The organism is Phaeobacter sp. HF9A (assembly GCF_011806385.1).
In the GTDB taxonomy this organism is placed as follows: Bacteria; Pseudomonadota; Alphaproteobacteria; order Rhodobacterales; family Rhodobacteraceae; genus Epibacterium.
In genome coordinates, this window is record NZ_JAATOX010000079.1 from 1 (window position 1) to 18,969 (window position 18,969).

Consider the following 18,969-nt stretch of genomic DNA (forward strand, 5'->3'; position numbering starts at 1 on the left):
CGTCACCTTCAAGCATATCCTGCTGCCGGTCTGGATGGCTGCCTATAAGTATCGCGGCAAGAGCTATCGGTTTGTGATCAATGGGCAATCCGGGCGCGTACAGGGCGAACGCCCCTATTCCGTCTGGAAAATCGCCTTTGCTGTGCTGGCGGCGCTGATCGTGGTGGGGGGCATTGCGTATTTTGTCGGCACCGCGCAGCAGGAGGGGTCCATGCAGGGCGTTGACCTGCCCAGTATCCGCGTTCCGAACGGCTTTTGAGCCTCTCACTTTGCAGCGTAGATCACGCCGAAGGCTTATTTCCGACTCCTGCTTGCCTTTTCCCGACGCGCCCGTCATGTTCGCGCCAAACCTTGGGGAGTGATATTTTGTCCAACAGCGCTCTGAGCGAGTTAGACCAGCCTTTCGAACCTGCACGCCGACGCCCGGCTGCGCGCATGCCAGGCCGCCTCGGCCCTATGTTGCACAAGGGCTAGACATGCGCGCCCTTTTGCAACGAGTGAGCGAAGCCCGAGTCAGCGTGGATCACAGCACCGTCGGCGAGATCGGTGCCGGCCTGCTGATCCTTGTCTGCGCCATGAAAGGCGACAGCGAGGCAGAGGCCGCCCAGCTGGTGAAAAAAATCGCCAAGCTGCGCATCTTTCGCGATGACGCCGGCAAGATGAATCGATCCGTCAAGGATATCGGCGGCGCGGTGCTGGTGGTCAGCCAGTTCACCCTCGGGGCCGACACCCGCAGCGGCACCCGCCCCGGCTTTTCCAACGCCGCGCCCGCAGATGAAGGAGAGCGCCTATATCACTGTTTTTGTGAAAAAATGCGCGACACTGGTTTGCCGGCGAAAACGGGGCGTTTTGGCACGGATCTGAAAGTTTCGCTGGTGAACGATGGTCCTGTTACAATTTGGCTGGATACCATGGATCAGCCTCAAAAGACGGGATGACCGACCAGTTGTTTTTTTTGCATGTCAAATGCTGCATCCATGGGGCGCATGCCCCAGGCCGGACCAAGCCGCGAGAGCGCGATGGCATGACGTTTTTGGCAATACTTCTTGCCCCGATGCCGTAAATCGGCAAATCTTGATTCACCATTCAAGAAAAAACGGGGCCAACTTGAACCTCGACAGGGAGACCACACGATGACCAAACAGCTAAACTATCTGGCGCTTCAGGCTGCCATGGGCCGGATGAGCCGCCGCGAATTCCTCGGCCGTGCCGCCGCGCTTGGCGTGACCGCGCTTGGAGCCAATACCCTGCTGGCCAGCGCCGCCAAGGCCGCCGGCCCGCAAAAGGGCGGCACCATCCGGATTGGTATTCAGGGCGGCAGCTCTGCTGACAGCCTTGATCCGGCACTGGCCGCGAATGCCACCGCAAGCTCTATTGGCCGTCTCTGGGGCGAGCCGCTGGTCGAACTCGACCCGATGGGCGGCATCTGGCACCGTCTGGCCGAAAGCTATGACGCCTCTGCCGACGCCCGCGTCTGGACCTTCAAAATCCGTCAGGGTGTGACCTTCTCCAACGGCAAGGAACTGACCGCCGAAGACGTGCTTGCCACGATGGAGCGTCACTCCGGTGAGGAAAGTAAATCCGGCGCGCTCGGCATTATGCGCGGGATCAAATCCATGCGCGCCGAGGGGTCTGATTTCATCATCGAACTGGACGAACCCAACGCAGACCTGCCCTATTTGCTGACCGACTACCACCTGCTGATCCAGCCGGGTGGTGGCAAGGACGATCCGGCGGCAGGGATCGGTACTGGCCCCTACATCCTGAAATCGGTCGAGCCCGGCGTGCGCTTTGTTGCGGAAAAGAACCCCAACTACTGGGACGACTCGCTGGGTCATGCCGACACCATCGAGTTTATTGTCATCAACGACGATACCGCGCGTGTTGCTGCCCTGCAGTCTGGTCAGGTGCATATGATCAACCGCGTTCCGCCGCGCACTGCCCGCCTTGTGGACCGTGCCCCGACCATCGACGTGCGTGAAACCGCAGGTCCGGGTCACTATGTGTTCATTGCCCATTGCGACAAAGATCCCTTTGCCAACAACGATGTGCGCATGGCGCTGAAATACGGCATTAACCGTCAGGAAATGGTCGACAAGATCCTGAACGGCTATGGCTCTATTGGTAACGACACGCCGATCAACTCGTCCTATCCGCTGTTCACTGAACTGGAGCAGCGCACCTACGATCCCGACAAGGCGAAGTTCCACATGCAGAAATCGGGCTATGACGGCTCCATTTTGCTGCGGACCTCCGATAACTCCTTCCCGGGTGCGCCGGATGCGGCAGCGCTGTTCCAGCAATCGCTTTCGGCAGCCGGCATCAACCTCGAAATCAAGCGTGAGCCAAACGATGGCTACTGGTCCGAGGTCTGGAACAAACAGCCCTTCTGTACCTCCTACTGGGGTGGCCGTCCGACGCAGGATTCGATGTTCTCAACCGCCTATCTGTCCACCGCAGACTGGAACGACACCCGTTTCAACAACGAGCAATTCGACCAGTTGCTCTATGCGGCACGCGCAGAACTGGATGAGGCCAAGCGGACGCAGATGTATGCGGATATGTCCACCATGGTCCGCGACGAAGGTGGCTTGGTCTGCCCGATGTTCAACAGCTTCATTGACGGTGTCAGCACCGAAGTGGACGGCTGGGTCGACGCAAAAGCGGGCTTTGAGCTGAACAACTTCTATGCGCCCATGAAAATGTGGGTCAAAGCCTAAGATGGCCCCCATCCTGAAACTTGTGGCTCAGCGCGTTGCGCTGAGCCTGCTTTTGCTGTTGATGGTTTCCGTCTTGATCTTCGCGGGCACCATGATCCTGCCGGGAGATGTGGCGCAATCCATCCTCGGGCAATCCGCCACCCCCGAAGCGCTGGCCAATCTGCGCGCCGACCTGGGGCTGAATGATCCGCCGGTCACCCGCTATTTCCAGTGGCTCTGGGGCGCCTTGCACGGCGATCTGGGCACTGCGCTGACCTCCGGTCAGGATATCACCACCGCCATCGGATCACGCCTGTCGAACACCATGTTCCTGGCCTTCTGGGCCGCCGCGATCTCTGTGCCGCTGGCCATTTTCCTCGGCCTTCTGGCGGTGCGCTACCAAAACCGCTGGCCCGACAAACTGATTTCCGCTTTTACCCTGACCTCGATTTCGATCCCCGAGTTTCTCATCGGCTATGTGTTGATGTATCTGCTGGCCGTCAAACTGCGCTGGTTTCCCTCGGTTGCGATGATCAATGACAGCATGAGCCTGGGTCAGAAGCTCAATTCCATCGCCCTGCCCGTCACCGTGCTGACGCTGGTGGTACTGGCGCAGATGATGCGGATGACCCGCGCCGCGATCCTGAACGTGATGCAATCGGCCTATATCGAGACTGCCGAGCTCAAGGGCCTCACGATGTTCAAGATCATCTGGCGCCATGCCTTCCCGAACTCCATCTCGCCCATTGTCAACGTGGTGATGCTCAACCTTGCCTATCTGGTGGTTGGTGTCGTGGTGATCGAAGTGGTCTTTGTCTATCCCGGCATGGGGCAATATCTGGTCGATCACGTCTCCAAGCGGGATGTGCCGGTGGTGCAGGCCTGCGGTCTGATCTTTGCCGCCGTCTATATCGGGCTGAACATGGTCGCAGATATCGTCTCGATCCTCGCCAACCCGCGCCTGAGGCATCCGAAATGAAGAATATTCCTATCTCTGCACTCATCGGGCTGTTCTTTACGGCGCTGTTCTTTCTCACGGCGATCTTTGCTCCGCTGCTGGCCCCTTACGGCATGGCCGAAGTGGTCGGTGACGTCTGGGAGCCCTCCTCCTCGGAGTATCTTCTGGGCACCGACAACATTGGCCGCGACCTGCTGACCCGCATGATCTATGGTGGACGTACCACGATCTTTATCGCCACGGCAGCAACCGCGATTTCCTTTCTCACCGGCACCGTGCTTGGCCTGACGGCGGCGGTGAGTGGCGGCTGGGTGGATCAGGTCCTGTCGCGCTTTATCGACCTGGTGATGTCCATTCCCACGCTGATTTTTGCGCTGGTTGTGCTCTCGGTGATGCCGGTGACGCTGCCGGTGCTGATCATCGTGATGGGGCTTTTGGATTCCACCCGCGTGTTCCGGCTGGCCCGGGCTGTCGCGGTGGATATCGAGGTCATGGACTACGTCGAAGCCGCCCGCCTGCGCGGTGAGAAAACCATGTGGATCATCTTCCGCGAGATCCTGCCAAACGCACTTTCGCCGCTCGTGTCCGAGATGGGTCTGCGCTTTATCTTTATGGTGCTCTTTGTGTCCACCCTGTCCTTCCTCGGCCTTGGCGTACAACCGCCCGAAGCAGACTGGGGCGGCATCGTGAAGGAGAACAAGGACGGGATCGTCTATGGCATCCCTGCGGCGCTGATGCCCGCTGCCGCCATCGCCACGCTGGCAATCTCCGTGAACCTGGTGGCGGACTGGATCCTCAACCGAACCACATCGCTGAAAGGAGGCCGGGGATGAGCGAACCACTCCTCAAGGTCCGCGACCTGAAAATCGGCGCAACGGTCTATGCTCCGGGCGAGCCGCCCAAGGATATCGAAATCGTGCATGGGGTCAGCTTTGATCTCGAACGCGGCAAGGTGCTGGGGCTGATCGGTGAATCCGGGGCCGGGAAATCCACCATTGGGCTGTCGTCCATGGCCTACGGGCGCGGCGGTGTCGAAATCACCGGCGGCGAAGTCTGGATCAACGGGCGCGATATCCTGAAAAGCAAGCTCAGCGATATTCGCAGGCTGCGCGGCGGCGAGGTGACCTATGTGTCGCAATCCGCCGCGGCCTCCTTCAACCCCGCCAAGACCATCATGGAACAGGTGATCGAGGCCGCGGTCGAGCAGGGGAAATTCTCCCGCAGGGAAGCCGAGACCCGCGCCAGGGCGCTGTTTGACAAGCTCGGCCTGCCCGATCCCGAAAACATCGGCGCGCGCTATCCGCACCAGGTCTCGGGCGGGCAGTTGCAGCGCTGCATGACCGCGCTGGCGCTCTGTCCTGAACCGGATCTGGTGGTCTTTGACGAGCCCACCACGGCGCTGGATGTGACCACGCAGATCGACGTCCTGATGGCCATCAAGGAGGCCATTCGCGACACCGGTGTTGCGGCGCTTTATATCACCCATGACCTCGCCGTCGTGGCGCAGGTAAGCGACGATATCATGGTGCTGCGCAACGGCGACAAGGTCGAATATGGCTCGGTCGATCAGATCATCAACGATCCGCAGGAAGACTACACCAAGGCGCTGGTTTCGGTGCGTTCGATCAACCACGAGGAAAAAGCCCCCACCGAGGAGGCGGTGCTGTCGGTGCGCAATGTCACCGCGCGCTACAAGGGCACCAAGTTCGACGTGCTGCACAACGTCAATGTGGATCTCTACCCCGGTCAGACGCTGGCGGTGGTGGGTGAATCCGGCTCCGGCAAATCGACGCTGGCGCGGGTGATCACCGGCCTGTTGCCGCCGAGCGAGGGCGAGATTTTCTTTGCCGGTCGCACCCTGACGGAAGATTTCAAGACCCGATCGCGCGAGGATCTGCGCGAATTGCAGATGATCTTTCAGATGGCGGATGTGGCGATGAACCCGCGCCAGACCGTGGGCACCATCATCGGCCGCCCGCTGGAGTTCTACTTTGGCCTGCGCGGTGCCGAAAAACGCAAGCGGATCATCGAGTTGCTGGATGAGATCGAACTGGGCGAGAGCTTTATCGACCGCTTCCCGGCGGAGCTCTCGGGCGGACAAAAACAGCGCGTCTGCATCGCTCGTGCGCTGGCCGCCAAACCCAAGGTGATCATCTGCGACGAGGTCACATCGGCGCTGGATCCGCTGGTGGCGGATGGCATCCTCAAGCTGTTGCTGAATCTGCAAAAGATCGAGGATGTGGCCTATCTTTTCATCACCCATGATCTGGCGACGGTGAAGGCGATCTCGGACAATATCGCGGTGATGTATAAGGGCAAGGTGCAGCGCTATGGCTCCAAGACGCAGGTGCTGACGCCGCCCTTTGATGACTATACCGACCTGCTGCTGAGCTCGGTGCCGGAAATGAGGCTGGGCTGGCTGGAAGAGGTCATCGCAAACCGCAAGATGGAAAGCGCGGGGAACTGATGCTCGGGCATATCCCTGCGCTGCGAGACCTAAGCCTCCCATATCATGGGGCGCTTTTTCATGACGGAAGAACAGACATGTCCCGTTCGGCCGAAGGCCGGACAGCCCCCGCCCGCCCCCCAGGCGGGGGCTGTCCTTGCCGAACCAAATCCACCCCAGTTTAGGATCGCCCAATGGATCGCAAACTTCTGCTCATCATCCTTGACGGCGTGCCCTATCGCAACTTCCGCCGCCTGTTTGGCAATCTCGAAGGCTGGGTCCAGTCGGGCGAGGCCAAGATGTGGAAACATCGCGCGGTGCTGCCCTCAATCTCCGCCAGTTGCTATGCCTCGATCCACACCGGCGTCAGCCCGCAGGACCATGGCTGCACCGGCAATGGAAATGTCTTTCGCCTGACGCAGGATGATGTCTTTGCACAGGTGCGCAAGGCGGGTGGCGTCACCGGTGCCGTGGCGCATAGCTTCTGGTCTGAGTTCTTCAATCGCGCGCCCTTCGACCGGGTGCGCGATATCGAATATGATGAACCAGAAAGCACTACGATCAATCACGGGCGCTTTCACACCATGACGGGCTATGGTCACAGCAATCAGATGACGCCCTCGGATGTAGATCTCTTCGCCACGCTGACCAACCTCTGCCAGCGCTTTGATCTGCAATACGGCATGCTGCATACCTGCACGCTGGACAGTATGGGGCATCGGTTCTTTCACGACTGCCAGGAAATGGACCAGGCCTGTTTCATCATGGATGAGATGCTCGCCCCCTTTATTCCGCGCTGGCGTCAGATGGGCTATGAGGTGATTGTCACCGCCGACCACGGACAGGACGCACGTGGCCATCACGGTGGCCATGATCCGCTGCAACAGGACACGGCGCTTTATTACTTTGGCGACGCCACCGGCCCGTCCGCCGACCATGTGATTGACCAGCTACAGCTTGCGCCAACAATCCTCAGTCTCCTCGGCGCGCCACTGGCAGACACGATGAAAGCCTCGCCCTTTTTGCGCCAAGCATAGGCTTAATCGTCGTCGTAGGGCCAGATCTCCTGCCCCAGCCCTTCGATCGCGAGGGTGATCCGCTCAAAACTGTCGCGGGCGCGCTGGACGCTGTGGCGGGCGCGCAGATAGCCATGCACCAGCCCGGTCTCGTTCACCCAATGAACCTGACCGCCGGCGGCTTTGATCGCATCGCGATAGGCGGCGCAATCGTCACGGATCGGATCACAATCCGCGGAGAACATCACCGTGGGCGGCAGGCCGGAAAAATCGCTGTCCTGAAGCGGCGCATAGGTCGGGTCCGCCGTCGGCGCGGCCCCCCCTGTGCGGATATCACTGTAGAACGCCATGTCATCGCGGGTCAGCATCGGCGCCTGGGCATGTTCGCTATAGGATGGCAGGCTCGGATCGCCCCCCAGCGCGGGATAGATCAGCACCTGCCCCATCACCACGTCCAGCCGCCCGCGCGCATGATGCGCCACACAGGCACAGAGCGTCGCCCCGGCGCTGTCGCCCGCAAGCACAACCCCGCCATCATCATAGGTCTGGGCAATCCATTCCAGCACCGACCAGGCATCATTGAACTGGGCCGGGTGCTGCTCTTCCGGGGCCAGTCGATAATCCACCGCCACCACCCGATAGCCGGTCTGTTCGCAAATCTCGCAACAGATGTCATCGTGACTGTTGAGATCGCCAAGAACGAATCCGCCGCCGTGGCAATACATCACCGTGCGGGTCGGATCGCCCGCCGTGTAGATACGGACCGACACATGGAGCGCCCCCACGGTGCGTTCGGTGACCTCGATCAGATCTGATCGGGGCTGGCGAAAGGCCGCCGCCATGGCGTTATACTGCGCCCGCTGCGCCCCGATCCCCTGCTCGGTGCCGTCATCCGGGGAAAAGCTGCTCGCCTTCTGAATAAAGGCCCAGGTTTCCTCGTCGATCCGTTTTTCGTAGTTCATATCTTTCACCGTGGCTGATGCCGCGTGATGATCCTAGGAGTGTCGCGCCGCCTTGGAAACGGAAAAATGACAAAAAGCATGCCAGCGCTGGCGTGCTTTCGGTCGTTGCGGCGGCGCTGGAAAGGCGGTTACTTGCCCGCCTCTGCCGGCGCTTCCTCCCAGGGGCGGGTAAAGGCGCCAAGCACTCCGGCCACATCCTGCGCGTCGCTGCCGTGCAGGCTCACCTGCGCCACCAGCCCGCGTTTCTTGTCGTCGAGCACCGAGCTCACCCGCGCCGTCAGCCCGGCCTTTTCCAGCGCGCCATTGTAAACGCGGATGATCGCGTGGCGGCGCAGATCGGGTTTGAAGACCTTGCCCACCGCCGTTTTCGGCAGCTCCGGCAGGATGGTCATATGCTTGGGGATGGCAGCGCGCTCGTGGATATGGAGCTTGCAATAGGCCAGCAGCTCCTCCTCGGTGACCGTTTTGCCCGCGACCAGTTCGACAAAGGCGCAGGGCAATTCGCCCGCATGGGCATCCGGCTGGCCGATGGCACCGGCAAAGGCCACCGCCTCATGGCCCAGCAAGACCTCTTCGATCTCGGCCGGGTCGATGTTGTGACCGCCGCGAATGATCAGATCCTTGGCCCGCCCGGTGATCCAGAGATAGCCGTCGCCGTCCATCCGCCCCAGATCGCCGGTGCGCAGGTAGTTGTCCTGATAATAAAGGTCGATGTTCTTCTCAGCCTCGGTATAGGTGTGGCCCGGATAGACGCCGGGGGTGGAAACACAGATCTCTCCGATCTCATCGACGCCGCATTCCACAAGCCCCTCGGGCGTGCCCTTGACGATCTTGACGTGGGAATAGGGGAAAGGAATGCCGATGGAGCCGACCTTCTTTTCGCCCTCAACGGGGTTGCAGGACACCAGGCAGGTGGCCTCGGTCAGCCCGTAGCCCTCGACCAATGTGACGCCGGTGGCCGCCTCGAAGCGGCGGAACAGCTCCAGCGGCAGCGGCGCAGAGCCGGAGAACGCGGTCTTGATCGAGGAGATATCCGCATCCACCGGCCGCTGCATCTTGGCCGAAATCGCGGTTGGCACCGTGATGATAAAGGAGATCTTCCAGCGCTCGCAGAGCTTCCAGAAATTGTCAAAGACCCCCTCGCCGCGATAGCCCTGCGGCGTCGGGAAGACCACATGCGCGCCGGAGGCAACGGCGGCCATCACGATCACATGGCAGGCGAAGACGTGAAACAGCGGCAGAGGACACATGATATTGTCCTCTTCGGTAAAGAGCAGCGTATGGCCGACCCAGCCGTTGTAGATCATGCCCTGATAGGTATGTTGCGCCACCTTGGGCATGCCGGTGGTGCCGCCGGTATGGAAATAACAGGCGACCCGGTCGCCATCGCTATCGGCAAATTGCAGCTCGGTGGGCTGTTTCGCCATCTCCTTGCGGAAACACAGGTAATCCGCATGGGCGTGGGATCTGTCGACCTTGGGGCGCAGGAAGGGCACGATCCAGGATTTCGGCGGCGTCAGATAGCGGTTGAGATCAACCTCCAACACGGTCTTGACGCTCGGCGCATGGGCGACGGCCTCGGCCACCTTTTGCGCCACATCGGTCTTGGGAAAGGGTTTCAGCGTCACCACGACCTTGGCCTTGGTTTCCCGCAGGATCGAGGCAATCTGCTCCGGCTCCAGCAGCGGGTTGATCGGGTTCACGATCCCCGCCACGGCGCCGCCCAGCATGGTGATCAGCGTCTCGTTTGCGTTGGGCAGCACATAGGCGACCACGTCCTGTTCGCCCACGCCAAGGGAGCGAAACAGATTGGCGGCCTGGCAGGTCTTGTCCTTCAGTTGCCGCCAGTTGAGCGTTTCAGCCTTGTCCTTTGGCCCGGAAAAGATCTGATAGCTGACCGCCGGATTGTCGGGAAACCGGCCTGCCGTGCGCGACAACAGCCCATAGAGCGTCTTGGGAAGATCCCGATCCGCCCAGGCGCATTCCTGTTCAATCGCGGTGACATCCGCAGTTGTCGCAAAAGCCATAGGTCTCCTCCCCTGGTCCGCTGCACGGATCTTGATTGCTCCTCAGACCCAAGATGGTGGGAATTTGGCGCACGCGCAAGCAACCTGACTGCTTCACGTTGAGGAAGCCATCTTGTGACGCTGCGCTATTTCGGCCCCGTCACTGCGCCAGCCGGGGCCAAGGCGGGACCAAATCACATCGATGGATCAGGCCACGGCGGCCCCATCGGTGAACTGAAGCCGCGCCAGACGCGCATAAAGCCCGCCCTCTGCGACCAGCTCATCATGGCTGCCGACAGCGACAATGCGGCCCTCTTCCATCACCACGATGCGGTCCGCCTTTTTCACGGTGGCCAGACGATGCGCCACCACGATGGTGGTGCGATCACGGCTGAGCTCCTCAAAGGCGGCCTGGACCAGACGCTCGCTTTCGGCATCCAGCGCCGATGTGGCCTCGTCCAGCAAGAGCACCGGCGCATCCCGCAGGATCGCCCGGGCGATCGCGATGCGCTGCTTCTGCCCACCCGAAAGCATCACGCCGCGCTCGCCGACATAGGAGTCATAGCCCTGCGGCAAAGTGGTGATGAAATCATGCGCGGCGGCGGCAATGGCGGCGGCTTCGACCTCGGCGTCGGTGGCATCGGGGCGGCCAAAGCGGATGTTTTCCCGCGCCGAGGCGGCAAAGATGATCGGGTCCTGCGGCACCATCGCGATATGGCGGCGGAACTCATCCCGCGCCAGATGGGTCAGCGGCACCCCGTCCAGCCGCACTTCGCCGGATTTCGGATCATAAAAGCGCTGGATCAGTTGAATGATGGTGGTCTTGCCCGCGCCCGACGGGCCGACAAAGGCCACGGTCTCGCCCGGCTGGATGGTCAGTTCCACCTCCTCCAGCGCCGAGACATCGGGCCGCGATGGGTAGGTAAAGCTCACCCTGTCAAAGCAGAGCTCGCCGCGCACCGGCAATGGCAGGCGCTCCGCATTGGCCGGATCCACCACGCTGTCTTGCGCCTGCAACAGCTCCACCAGCCGCTCGGTGGCACCTGCGGCCCGTTGCAGCTCGCTCCAGATTTCAGAAAGCGCCGCGACAGAGCCCGCAACCATCACCGAATAGATCACAAACTGCACCAGCGCGCCTTCGGACATGGTGCCAAAGCGCACGTCGTTCGCACCGATCCACAGCACGCCCACGACACCGGAAAACACCAGGAAGATCACGATCACCGTCAGCCAGGCCCGGGTCTGGATGCGACGGCAGGACACCTCATAGGAGGTTTCGGTCAGCTCGGAGAACTGCTGGCGGCTCAGGGTCTCATGGGTGAAGGCCTGCACCGTCTGCACCGCGCCCAAAGCCTCGCCCGCGTTGCCGGAGGAGGCCGCGATCCAATCCTGGTTCTCCTTGGAAATCGCCCGCAGGCGACGCCCCAGAAACAGGATCGGCAGCACCACGGCGGGCACGATCAGCAGCACCAGCAAGGTGAGCTTGGCCGAGGTCAAGAGCATCAGCACCAGCCCGCCGGCAAAGATCAGCAGATTGCGCAGCGCCACCGAGGCCGAAGAGCCCAGAACCGACTGGATCAGGGTGGTGTCGGTGGTGATCCGGCTCAGCACCTCGCCGGTCATGATGCGTTCAAAAAACGCCGGGCTCATGCCGATGATGCGATCAAACACCGCCTTGCGGATATCGGCCACCACCCGCTCGCCCAGCTTGGTGACCAAGGCATAGCGCAGCCCGGTCCCCAGCGCCAAAAGCGCCGCCATCACCATCGCGGCGGAAAAATACTGGTTCAGGAGCGCGGCATCGGTGATGCGGAAGTTATCCACCACCCGGCGCACCGCCAAGGGCAGCGAGAGCGATACAGCGGCGGTCAGCGTCAGCGCCGCCAGCGCCGCGAATATCATCCCCCTGTAGGGCTGCATAAACGGCCAGAGCGCCTTGAGCACGCCAATCTTGCGCGAGGTTTCCCGCTCTTCATTGCTTGCCGAGGTTGTCACCGCGCGTCGTGCCATAAGAGCTCCTTGTTCGCTCTGTTTCGCTCTGACTATTCGCCCAGTCGCGCCCGGACTCCCGTGGCGTGATCGCTGCTTTTGTCCCGCAGCTGTCATGGCGTCCACACCCCGGCAGGTCAAGGCCACACTGGCCATCGCCCTGAGGTCTAACGCCGCAGAAAGCGAATACAACTGATTGAAAATCAGTCTCTATTTGCGTTTTGGGGAAAACTGGAGCGGGTAGCGGGAATCGAACCCGCACCTTAAGCTTGGAAGGCTCTTATGATACCATTTCACCATACCCGCTTCGTGTCCTGTGGTTTATGGGAAGGATTTTTTGTCGTCAACCACATAAGCGGTATTTTTGCCCGCGCCATCATATGCGCCTCCGCGCGACATCGCATCTGGTGTTCCGCGATCAACCCCCTACATTGTGGCCATGACTCATGCCCCCCGTATCGCCATACTGACCGCGCACGGCCAGCCCTCCGCACCGCCACCGCAGGAAATCCACCTGGCCGCCGTGGCGGCAGCGGTGCAGGACCATCTGCCTGACTGGGAGATCCGCTCCGCGACGCTCGCCTCGCCGGGGTTTCTGGAACGCGCCATGAGCGATGACGCGGTGGTCTATCCCTTCTTCATGGCGCGCGGCTGGTTCACCGGGCGGGTGCTGCCGGAGCGTCTTAGGGGGCACCGCTTTCGCATGGCCCTGCCCTTTGGCATGGATCCGGCGCTGCCGGACATGACCGCAAGAGCGCTGCAATCGGAATGCGCGCGCCGGGGGTGGGCCGCGGAGGAGACCGAGGTCTTGCTCGCGGCCCATGGCTCTGCCCGGGGGCCCAAAGCCGCCGAAGCGACCGAGGCCTTTGCCAGCAAACTGCGCGCGGCCTGGCCCCATGGGCCGCTCTGCACCGGCTATGTCGAACAGGCGCCCAGCATTGCCGATGCCGCCCGCCCGCTCGGACGGCGCAGCCTCTGCCTGCCCTTCTTTGCCCAAACCGGCGCCCATGTGCGCAATGACATCCCCGAGGCCCTGACCGAGGCCGGCTATCGCGGTGACACCCTGCCGGTGCTTGGCGCGCTTCCCGAGGCCCCCTCCCTCATCGCCGCCGCCATCCAACGGGCGCAGGACACGGCGCCCCTCTCCTGCGCCTAGGCCGCGCAGAGAAAACCGCCATCGACCGGCAGGCTGATCCCGGTAACAAAATCCGATGCCGGCGCGCAGAGGAAGAGCGCCGCGCCGCCCAGATCCGCCGGTCGCCCCCAACGCCCCGCCGGGGTGCGCGACAGGACCCGATCATTCAACCCCTCGACCTGCTCTCTTGCCGTGACGGTCAGATCGGTGTCGATCCAGCCCGGCAAGATCGCATTGACCTGAATATTGTCCACCGCCCAGGCCGTCGCCAGTGACTTGGTCAATTGCACCAAACCGCCCTTAGCCGCGGCATAGGGGGCGGACATGGGCGAGGCGAGCACCGACATGATGGATCCGATATTGACGATCTTGCCGCCGCCGCGCGCCGCCATCAGCGGATGGGCCGCCGTTGACGCCATGAAAGCAGAGGTCAGGTTACTTGCAAGCAGCCTGTTCCATTCCGCCAGCGCGTAGTCCTGCGGCAGCTTGCGGTCGTTGGTTCCGGCATTGTTGATCAGAATGTCGAGCCCACCAAAGCGCGCAACGACCTGCGCCAGGGTCTCTGCGATGCTGTCCTCACGGGTCATATCGCCTGAAATCGCCAGCGGCGCCTCGACGCCCTCGCGCGTCAGAGCGGTCGCCGCCTCGGCGGTCTTGGTCGGGTTGCGACCAACAATTGCAAGCATCGCGCCCGCATCGGCAAGCGCCGCCGCCATGGCCAGCCCAATGCCGCCGTTGCCGCCGGTGACCAGCGCCACCTTGTCTTTGAGGGTCATCATGCAGGAGCTCCTTTTGCGAGGTCAGGTGTTGTGCCAGGGCACGCGGCGCCGATCTGGGTGACAAATAAGAAATCACCGATGCTCTGGCCGATTCGATTCGCCTCTATTTTGTCGGACCAATATGGAAAAATCTCCGTCAAAATCGGTATACACGGCTGTATAAGTCGACAAATGGGCATTTATCCCCATACTGGTACAGCAAATAGAAGGGAATCCGGCTCCGCCCCGCCTGAGGAATATTGATATTCCCACAGGGCTATGCCTTATTTGTCCAACCAAAGGGGCGGATAGCCCCGCCCGGTTCTCTGGAGGAGTTGAACCGGGCCTGGACCAAAGGGAGGAAGTTATGAATTTCATCAAGAGGTTTGCCGGAATGGCGGCCGTGACGGTGTCGGCCATCGGCCTGGCCAGCGCGACCCTGGCAGCAGATTACAACTGGACGTTCCAGACATCGGAGACCGCAGGCGAGCCGGGCTTCGTCAACAAGCAGAAATGGGCAGAAGAGGTCGGCACACTCTCTGGTGGCCGGATCGAGATCGAAATCCTGCCCATCGGCGCGGTTGTGCCGCATACGGACACGCTCGAAGCGGTGGGCGCGGGCATTCTGCAAGGCCACCTGACCGACCCGAGCTATTTCGCAGGCAAGGACCCCGCCTTTGCGATGATGGGCAATCTCGTCGGCGCCTGGAGCGATCCGTTCGAGCTGCTGGGCTTTATGGAAAGCGGCGGCGGCCATGAGCTTTATGCCGAGCTGGTCGAACCCTACGGCGTGCAATTCATCGGCGCCGCGGCAACCGAACCGGAGGCCTTCGTCTCCCGCGTGCCGATCCGCACCGTCGAGGACCTGAAAGGCGTGAAGATGCGTGCGCCCGAGGGCATGGTCTATGAGATCTTCTCCAAGGCTGGCGCCGCGCCCGTATCGCTGCCCGGCTCCGAGATCTTCTCGGCGCTCGACAAGGGCGTGGTGGATGCGGCGGACAATACCGTCTTTGCCACCAACCAGGCGCTTGGCATGAACGACATCGCGCCCTACCCGCTCTATCCCGGGTTCCACTCGCTGCTGATGATCGACGTGTCGATGAACAAGGCAATCTGGGACGGCCTGCCCGAGGACCTGCAAGAAATCCTGAAAGTCTCGGTCAGCCAGTTCGCCTTCAACCACATCTATTCGGTGCGTGAACTGGACGCCGCCGCCGTGGAAGAGGTCAACGCCAACCCGAAGATCGAGATCATCAACTGGTCGGGTGACGAACGCGCCAAGTTCCGTCGCATCGCGCAGCAGGAATGGCAAAACTGGGCGCCCAAGACCGAGATGACACAGCGCTACTACGACGCAGTGATCGCCTATCTCCAGGGCCGTAACCTGCTCTGATCCCTCAGGAAAAATGACACATGACCGCGCCCGGCAATGCATCCGCCGGGCGCGATCCAGACAGGCAGCCTGACAGGCAGGAGGAGCGCCGCAAATGGCCGATCAGAGCGACATCATAGACAGCATCGAACATGAGGATGACGACATTCGCACCGGGCTGGACCGGGGGATTTCCCGATCAACCAAGGTTCTGGCCTGGGCGATCTTCGTGGCCTTCCTGATCACAGTGGTCGAAGTCTTTGCCCGCTATGTGCTCGACAGCCCGACCTTCTGGGCACATGAGACCACCAGCTTCCTGATTGCCGCGATCTTTCTGATCGGCGGCCCGGTCGCCCTGGCGCGCGACAAGCACATCCGGGTGCGGATGATCTATGACGCCGTCACCCCGCGCCGCCGCCGCATGCTCGATATCGTCAACTCACTGATCGCGCTCGTCTTCTTTGCCGGGCTGACCTATGCGAGCTGGATCATGGTGAGCAAATCCTGGTTCACCCCCACCGGCAAGCTGCACCTCGAAGGCACCGGCACCTCGTGGAACCCGCCAACCCCGGCCCTGCTAAAGCTTCTGGTGATGCTCTGTGTGGCGATGATGTTCGCGCAAACCTGCCTTCACCTGATCGCGGCCCTCCGGCGCGACACCTCCGACACTGCCGCGATCAAAGGGGGCAAATGACCATGAACCTCAGCGCAATTGGTATTGAATACGGCTCCTACCTGCTTGTCGGTGCGATTTTTTTGCTGCTTCTAACCGGTCAGCCGCTGGCCTGGGTGACGGGGCTTGTCGCGCTGACCTTTACCTTCGGCTGGTTCGGCCCCATGGCCTTGCCGCTGGTGACCTCGCGGATTTTTGGCTTTATCACCGAATATTCCCTCATCGCCATTCCCATGTTCATCCTGATGGCGGCGCTTCTGGACCGTTCAGGCATTGCGAAATCGCTCTTTAACGGGATGCGAATCCTGGCCGGGCGGCTGCCCGGTGGCGTTGCTGTCCAGACCCTGATCGTTGCGATCCTGATGGCGGCGATGTCGGGGGTGATCGGCGGCGAGATCGTGTTGCTGGGCATCCTGGCGCTGCCGCAGATGCTACGGCTTGGCTATGATCGCAAGCTGTCGATCGGCGTCGTCTGTGCGGGCGGCTCGCTCGGCACGATGATGCCGCCCTCGATCGTGCTGATCATCTACGGCCTGGTGGCCAATACCTCGATCGCCGATCTGTTCATTGCCGCGATCACTCCGGCGCTGCTGTTGCTTGGCTTCTATGTGGCATACGTCTTGTTCCTGTGCTGGCGCAATCCGCAGCTCGGCCCGCCAATGTCCAAGGAAGAAGCGGCGCAGGAATCCGTCTTTTCTGCGCTGCGTGCCCTCGCCGCCCCGCTGTTTATCGTCTTTGTCGTGCTTGGCTCGATCTATGGCGGCATTGCCTCGATCACCGAAGCGGCAGCCATGGGGGTGTCGGCGGTGCTGATCATTGCGATCCTGCGGCGCGAGCTGACGGTAAAGATGGTGCAGGACAGCCTTGTCCACACGCTGGAGACCTGCGGCATGATCATCTGGATCGGTATCGCCGCGGCGGTGCTTGTGGGGGTCTATAACCTGATGGGCGGCAACCGCTTTGTGGCTCAGGCGATCCTCGGGATCGACGCGGCGCCGGTTGTCATTGTCATGGTAATGATGCTGATCCTGCTGGTGCTTGGCATGTTCCTTGACTGGATCGGGATTGCGCTGCTCACCCTGCCGATCTTTGTGCCGATCGTGGTGCAGCTGGGCTATGACCCGGTCTGGTTCGGCATTCTCTTTGCGGTGAACATGCAGGTGTCCTATCTGACGCCGCCTTTCGGCCCGGCCGCCTTCTATCTCAAGAGCGTCGCCCCCAAGGAAATCACGCTCAAGCACATTTATACCGCGCTCTTGCCCTTCATTGTTCTGCAACTAATCGTGCTGGCGACGATTCTCTTCTTACCGCCGATCGCCACCTGGGCGATCTGAGGGAGGATGTGAACAGGAAAGCAGAGGCATAACGTGGACGACGAAACCGAAGAGACAGGCGCCGGATCGGCCGTTGATCAGGTGGTGGACCAGATCCGCGCCCTGATCGACGCCGAAGGGCTGACCGTGGGCGACAAGCTGCCGACCGAGCGCGAGCTATGCGAGCGGTTCGAGATCAGCCGCAACACGGTGCGCGAGGCGATGCGCATGCTCAAGGCTTATGGCATCGCCGATGTGCGCCCCAAGGTGGGCGCCACGATCATCGACCAGCGCATGAATCGCGCGCTTGATATCTTTGCCTTCAACGTCGGCGAGATTTCACGCGAGACCTTTGACGACATCCAGGGCTTTCGCGAATTGATCGAGACCGGCATCGCCCTGTCGATCTTTGACGCGGCCACGCCCGAGGATCTGGCCGAGCTGCGCGAACTCAATCAGAAAATGGTGCAGGCGGGCAGCATTGTCGATGCGTCGGAGTTTGATTTTCAATTCCATATCAAGCTGATCTCGCTGACCGGCAACCGGTCCATTCTGGATGTCTACGGCATTATGAAGCCGGTGATCCTGCGGATCATGCAGCGCGGCAAGACGCTCAGGATTATCGAAGGCGAAACCTATACGGAACATGAGGCGGTATTGCGGGCTGTCGAGGCAGCAGATCACCTTGCGTTCCAATACCTCATGCGCACGCATCTGCGGCAGGGGCTCGCCACCTTTCCCGACCCCGCCATAACCCCGACAAACACCGGCTGACAGGCGTTGAGGCTGCGGGCAAGGGAGCAACGATCAAGATGAAACAAGGGTAAGATGATGACGAAGAACACGGCAGTGGCGCTCAGCGCACAGGACATATTGCCCGAGGCAGACGGCGCACTTCTTCTGGGCCGGGTCTGGTCCAATGCGGCCGATGGGCCCTGTCTGGTGTTGATCCGGGATGGCGCGGTGCTGGACATCACCCAGATTGCCCCGACCATGTCGGCGCTGCTGGAAATCGAAGACCTGACCGGGGCGCTGCGCGACGGCGGGCCGTCGCTGGGCTCGCTTGACGATTTCCTCGATGCGGGCGACGGCTGCGGCCGCCTGGGTCAGCTGCTGGCACCGTGTGACCTTCAGGCGGTCAAGGCAGCGGGGGTGACCTTTGCCGGCTCCATGATCGAGCGGGTGATCGAGGAACGCGCCAAGGGCGATCCCACCCAGGCCGAAACGATCCGGGCGGAGCTCGCCGACCTCCTCGGTGGCAGCCTGCGCGGTCTTATTCCTGGCTCTGACAAGGCGGCAGAGGTGAAGGCGCATCTGCAAAAGGCCGGGCTCTGGTCGCAATACCTTGAGGTCGGCATCGGCCCCGACGCCGAGATCTTTACCAAGGCGCAGCCGATGTCCGCCGTCGGCTGCGGCGCGCAGATCGGCGTGCATCCCCGCTCGCAGTGGAACAACCCCGAACCCGAGGTGGTGCTGGCGATCAACTCCCGTGGCGAGATCCGGGGCGCGACCCTTGGCAATGACGTCAACCTGCGCGATTTCGAGGGCCGCTCTGCCCTGCTCTTGGGCAAGGCCAAGGACAATAACGCCTCCGCCTCCCTCGGCCCCTTCATCCGCATCTTTGATGACAGTTTCACGCTTG

16 protein-coding genes, 1 tRNA gene and 1 pseudogene are annotated in these 18,969 nt (G+C 61.6%); 13 read left to right on the forward strand and 5 right to left on the reverse strand.

The window, feature by feature from the left end:
* From HCZ87_RS13895 to HCZ87_RS13925, 7 genes and pseudogenes are all read left to right on the forward strand, one after another.
* Window positions 1-259 (forward strand): annotated as a pseudogene (locus HCZ87_RS13895) (hypothetical protein); the annotation flags it as partial.
* 217 nt (window positions 260-476) lie between these two features.
* A complete protein-coding gene (gene dtd / locus HCZ87_RS13900) occupies window positions 477-938 on the forward strand; it encodes a D-aminoacyl-tRNA deacylase (protein ID WP_167644509.1) in 462 nt (153 codons plus the stop codon).
* Between the two features lie 195 nt (window positions 939-1,133).
* Window positions 1,134-2,720, forward strand: a complete 1,587-nt coding sequence (locus HCZ87_RS13905; protein ID WP_167644511.1) for an ABC transporter substrate-binding protein — start codon at window positions 1,134-1,136, stop codon at window positions 2,718-2,720.
* 1 nt (window position 2,721) lies between these two features.
* Complete coding sequence (locus tag HCZ87_RS13910; protein ID WP_167644513.1) at window positions 2,722-3,678, forward strand: ABC transporter permease; 957 nt, start codon at window positions 2,722-2,724, stop codon at window positions 3,676-3,678.
* Window positions 3,675-4,490 carry an ABC transporter permease gene (locus HCZ87_RS13915; RefSeq protein ID WP_167644515.1) on the forward strand — a complete coding sequence of 272 codons (816 nt, stop codon included), beginning with the start codon at window positions 3,675-3,677 and terminating at the stop codon, window positions 4,488-4,490. Before HCZ87_RS13910 ends, HCZ87_RS13915 begins: the two co-directional genes overlap by 4 nt.
* Window positions 4,487-6,124 carry an ABC transporter ATP-binding protein gene (locus tag HCZ87_RS13920; RefSeq protein ID WP_167644517.1) on the forward strand — a complete coding sequence of 546 codons (1,638 nt, stop codon included), beginning with the start codon at window positions 4,487-4,489 and terminating at the stop codon, window positions 6,122-6,124. Before HCZ87_RS13915 ends, HCZ87_RS13920 begins: the two co-directional genes overlap by 4 nt.
* Window positions 6,125-6,297: 173 nt before the next feature.
* Window positions 6,298-7,140 (forward strand): alkaline phosphatase family protein, encoded by an 843-nt coding sequence (locus tag HCZ87_RS13925; protein ID WP_167644519.1) that lies wholly within the window; start codon window positions 6,298-6,300, stop codon window positions 7,138-7,140.
* Window positions 7,141-7,142: 2 nt separating this feature from the next.
* On the opposite strand, the gene HCZ87_RS13930 is transcribed toward HCZ87_RS13925, so the two are convergent.
* From HCZ87_RS13930 to HCZ87_RS13945, 4 genes are all read right to left on the reverse strand, one after another.
* Window positions 7,143-8,081 carry an alpha/beta hydrolase gene (locus HCZ87_RS13930; RefSeq protein WP_167644521.1) on the reverse strand — a complete coding sequence of 313 codons (939 nt, stop codon included), beginning with the start codon at window positions 8,079-8,081 and terminating at the stop codon, window positions 7,143-7,145.
* Between the two features lie 128 nt (window positions 8,082-8,209).
* Entirely contained in the window at window positions 8,210-10,108 is a 1,899-nt protein-coding gene (locus tag HCZ87_RS13935) for an acyl-CoA synthetase (RefSeq protein ID WP_167644522.1), read from the reverse strand.
* 186 nt (window positions 10,109-10,294) lie between these two features.
* The gene (locus HCZ87_RS13940; RefSeq protein ID WP_167644524.1) at window positions 10,295-12,097 is read right to left on the reverse strand and encodes an ABC transporter transmembrane domain-containing protein; all 1,803 of its coding nucleotides are present in this window, start codon (window positions 12,095-12,097) and stop codon (window positions 10,295-10,297) included.
* Window positions 12,098-12,308: 211 nt separating this feature from the next.
* Window positions 12,309-12,382, reverse strand: a tRNA-Gly gene (locus HCZ87_RS13945).
* Between the two features lie 133 nt (window positions 12,383-12,515).
* Here HCZ87_RS13945 and HCZ87_RS13950 point away from each other — a divergent pair.
* Entirely contained in the window at window positions 12,516-13,232 is a 717-nt protein-coding gene (locus HCZ87_RS13950) for a CbiX/SirB N-terminal domain-containing protein (RefSeq protein ID WP_167644526.1), read from the forward strand.
* Here HCZ87_RS13950 and HCZ87_RS13955 read toward each other — a convergent pair.
* Window positions 13,229-13,990, reverse strand: a complete 762-nt coding sequence (locus HCZ87_RS13955; RefSeq protein ID WP_167644528.1) for an SDR family NAD(P)-dependent oxidoreductase — start codon at window positions 13,988-13,990, stop codon at window positions 13,229-13,231. The genes HCZ87_RS13950 and HCZ87_RS13955 overlap by 4 nt on opposite strands.
* 346 nt (window positions 13,991-14,336) lie before the next feature.
* Between HCZ87_RS13955 and HCZ87_RS13960 the strand changes: the two genes are divergently transcribed.
* The 5 genes from HCZ87_RS13960 to HCZ87_RS13980 form a co-directional block, all read left to right on the forward strand.
* Window positions 14,337-15,362, forward strand: a complete 1,026-nt coding sequence (locus HCZ87_RS13960; RefSeq protein WP_167644529.1) for a TRAP transporter substrate-binding protein — start codon at window positions 14,337-14,339, stop codon at window positions 15,360-15,362.
* 94 nt (window positions 15,363-15,456) lie between these two features.
* Window positions 15,457-16,035 (forward strand): TRAP transporter small permease subunit, encoded by a 579-nt coding sequence (locus HCZ87_RS13965; RefSeq protein ID WP_167644531.1) that lies wholly within the window; start codon window positions 15,457-15,459, stop codon window positions 16,033-16,035.
* A gap of 2 nt (window positions 16,036-16,037) precedes the next feature.
* Window positions 16,038-17,348, forward strand: coding sequence for a TRAP transporter large permease subunit (locus HCZ87_RS13970; protein WP_167644534.1), 1,311 nt, complete (start codon window positions 16,038-16,040; stop codon window positions 17,346-17,348).
* A gap of 33 nt (window positions 17,349-17,381) precedes the next feature.
* Entirely contained in the window at window positions 17,382-18,101 is a 720-nt protein-coding gene (locus HCZ87_RS13975; RefSeq protein WP_167644536.1) for a FadR/GntR family transcriptional regulator, read from the forward strand.
* A gap of 57 nt (window positions 18,102-18,158) precedes the next feature.
* Window positions 18,159-18,969, forward strand: an 811-nt coding sequence (locus HCZ87_RS13980) for a fumarylacetoacetate hydrolase family protein (RefSeq protein WP_217701964.1), incomplete at its 3' end; no start/stop codon positions are given.

Excerpts from the sequence above, each read along its gene's own strand:
- HCZ87_RS13915 (WP_167644515.1), top strand. The coding sequence starts at position 3,675 with ATGAAGAATATTCCTATCTCTGCACTCATCGGGCTGTTCTTTACGGCG.
- HCZ87_RS13955 (WP_167644528.1), bottom strand. The coding sequence starts at position 13,990 with ATGATGACCCTCAAAGACAAGGTGGCGCTGGTCACCGGCGGCAACGGC.
- HCZ87_RS13950 (WP_167644526.1), top strand. The coding sequence starts at position 12,516 with ATGACTCATGCCCCCCGTATCGCCATACTGACCGCGCACGGCCAGCCC.
- HCZ87_RS13910 (WP_167644513.1), top strand. The coding sequence starts at position 2,722 with ATGGCCCCCATCCTGAAACTTGTGGCTCAGCGCGTTGCGCTGAGCCTG.
- HCZ87_RS13905 (WP_167644511.1), top strand. The coding sequence starts at position 1,134 with ATGACCAAACAGCTAAACTATCTGGCGCTTCAGGCTGCCATGGGCCGG.
- HCZ87_RS13970 (WP_167644534.1), top strand. The coding sequence starts at position 16,038 with ATGAACCTCAGCGCAATTGGTATTGAATACGGCTCCTACCTGCTTGTC.
- HCZ87_RS13935 (WP_167644522.1), bottom strand. The coding sequence starts at position 10,108 with ATGGCTTTTGCGACAACTGCGGATGTCACCGCGATTGAACAGGAATGC.
- HCZ87_RS13960 (WP_167644529.1), top strand. The coding sequence starts at position 14,337 with ATGAATTTCATCAAGAGGTTTGCCGGAATGGCGGCCGTGACGGTGTCG.
- HCZ87_RS13925 (WP_167644519.1), top strand. The coding sequence starts at position 6,298 with ATGGATCGCAAACTTCTGCTCATCATCCTTGACGGCGTGCCCTATCGC.
- HCZ87_RS13930 (WP_167644521.1), bottom strand. The coding sequence starts at position 8,081 with ATGAACTACGAAAAACGGATCGACGAGGAAACCTGGGCCTTTATTCAG.
- HCZ87_RS13920 (WP_167644517.1), top strand. The coding sequence starts at position 4,487 with ATGAGCGAACCACTCCTCAAGGTCCGCGACCTGAAAATCGGCGCAACG.
- dtd (WP_167644509.1), top strand. The coding sequence starts at position 477 with ATGCGCGCCCTTTTGCAACGAGTGAGCGAAGCCCGAGTCAGCGTGGAT.
- HCZ87_RS13940 (WP_167644524.1), bottom strand. The coding sequence starts at position 12,097 with ATGGCACGACGCGCGGTGACAACCTCGGCAAGCAATGAAGAGCGGGAA.
- HCZ87_RS13965 (WP_167644531.1), top strand. The coding sequence starts at position 15,457 with ATGGCCGATCAGAGCGACATCATAGACAGCATCGAACATGAGGATGAC.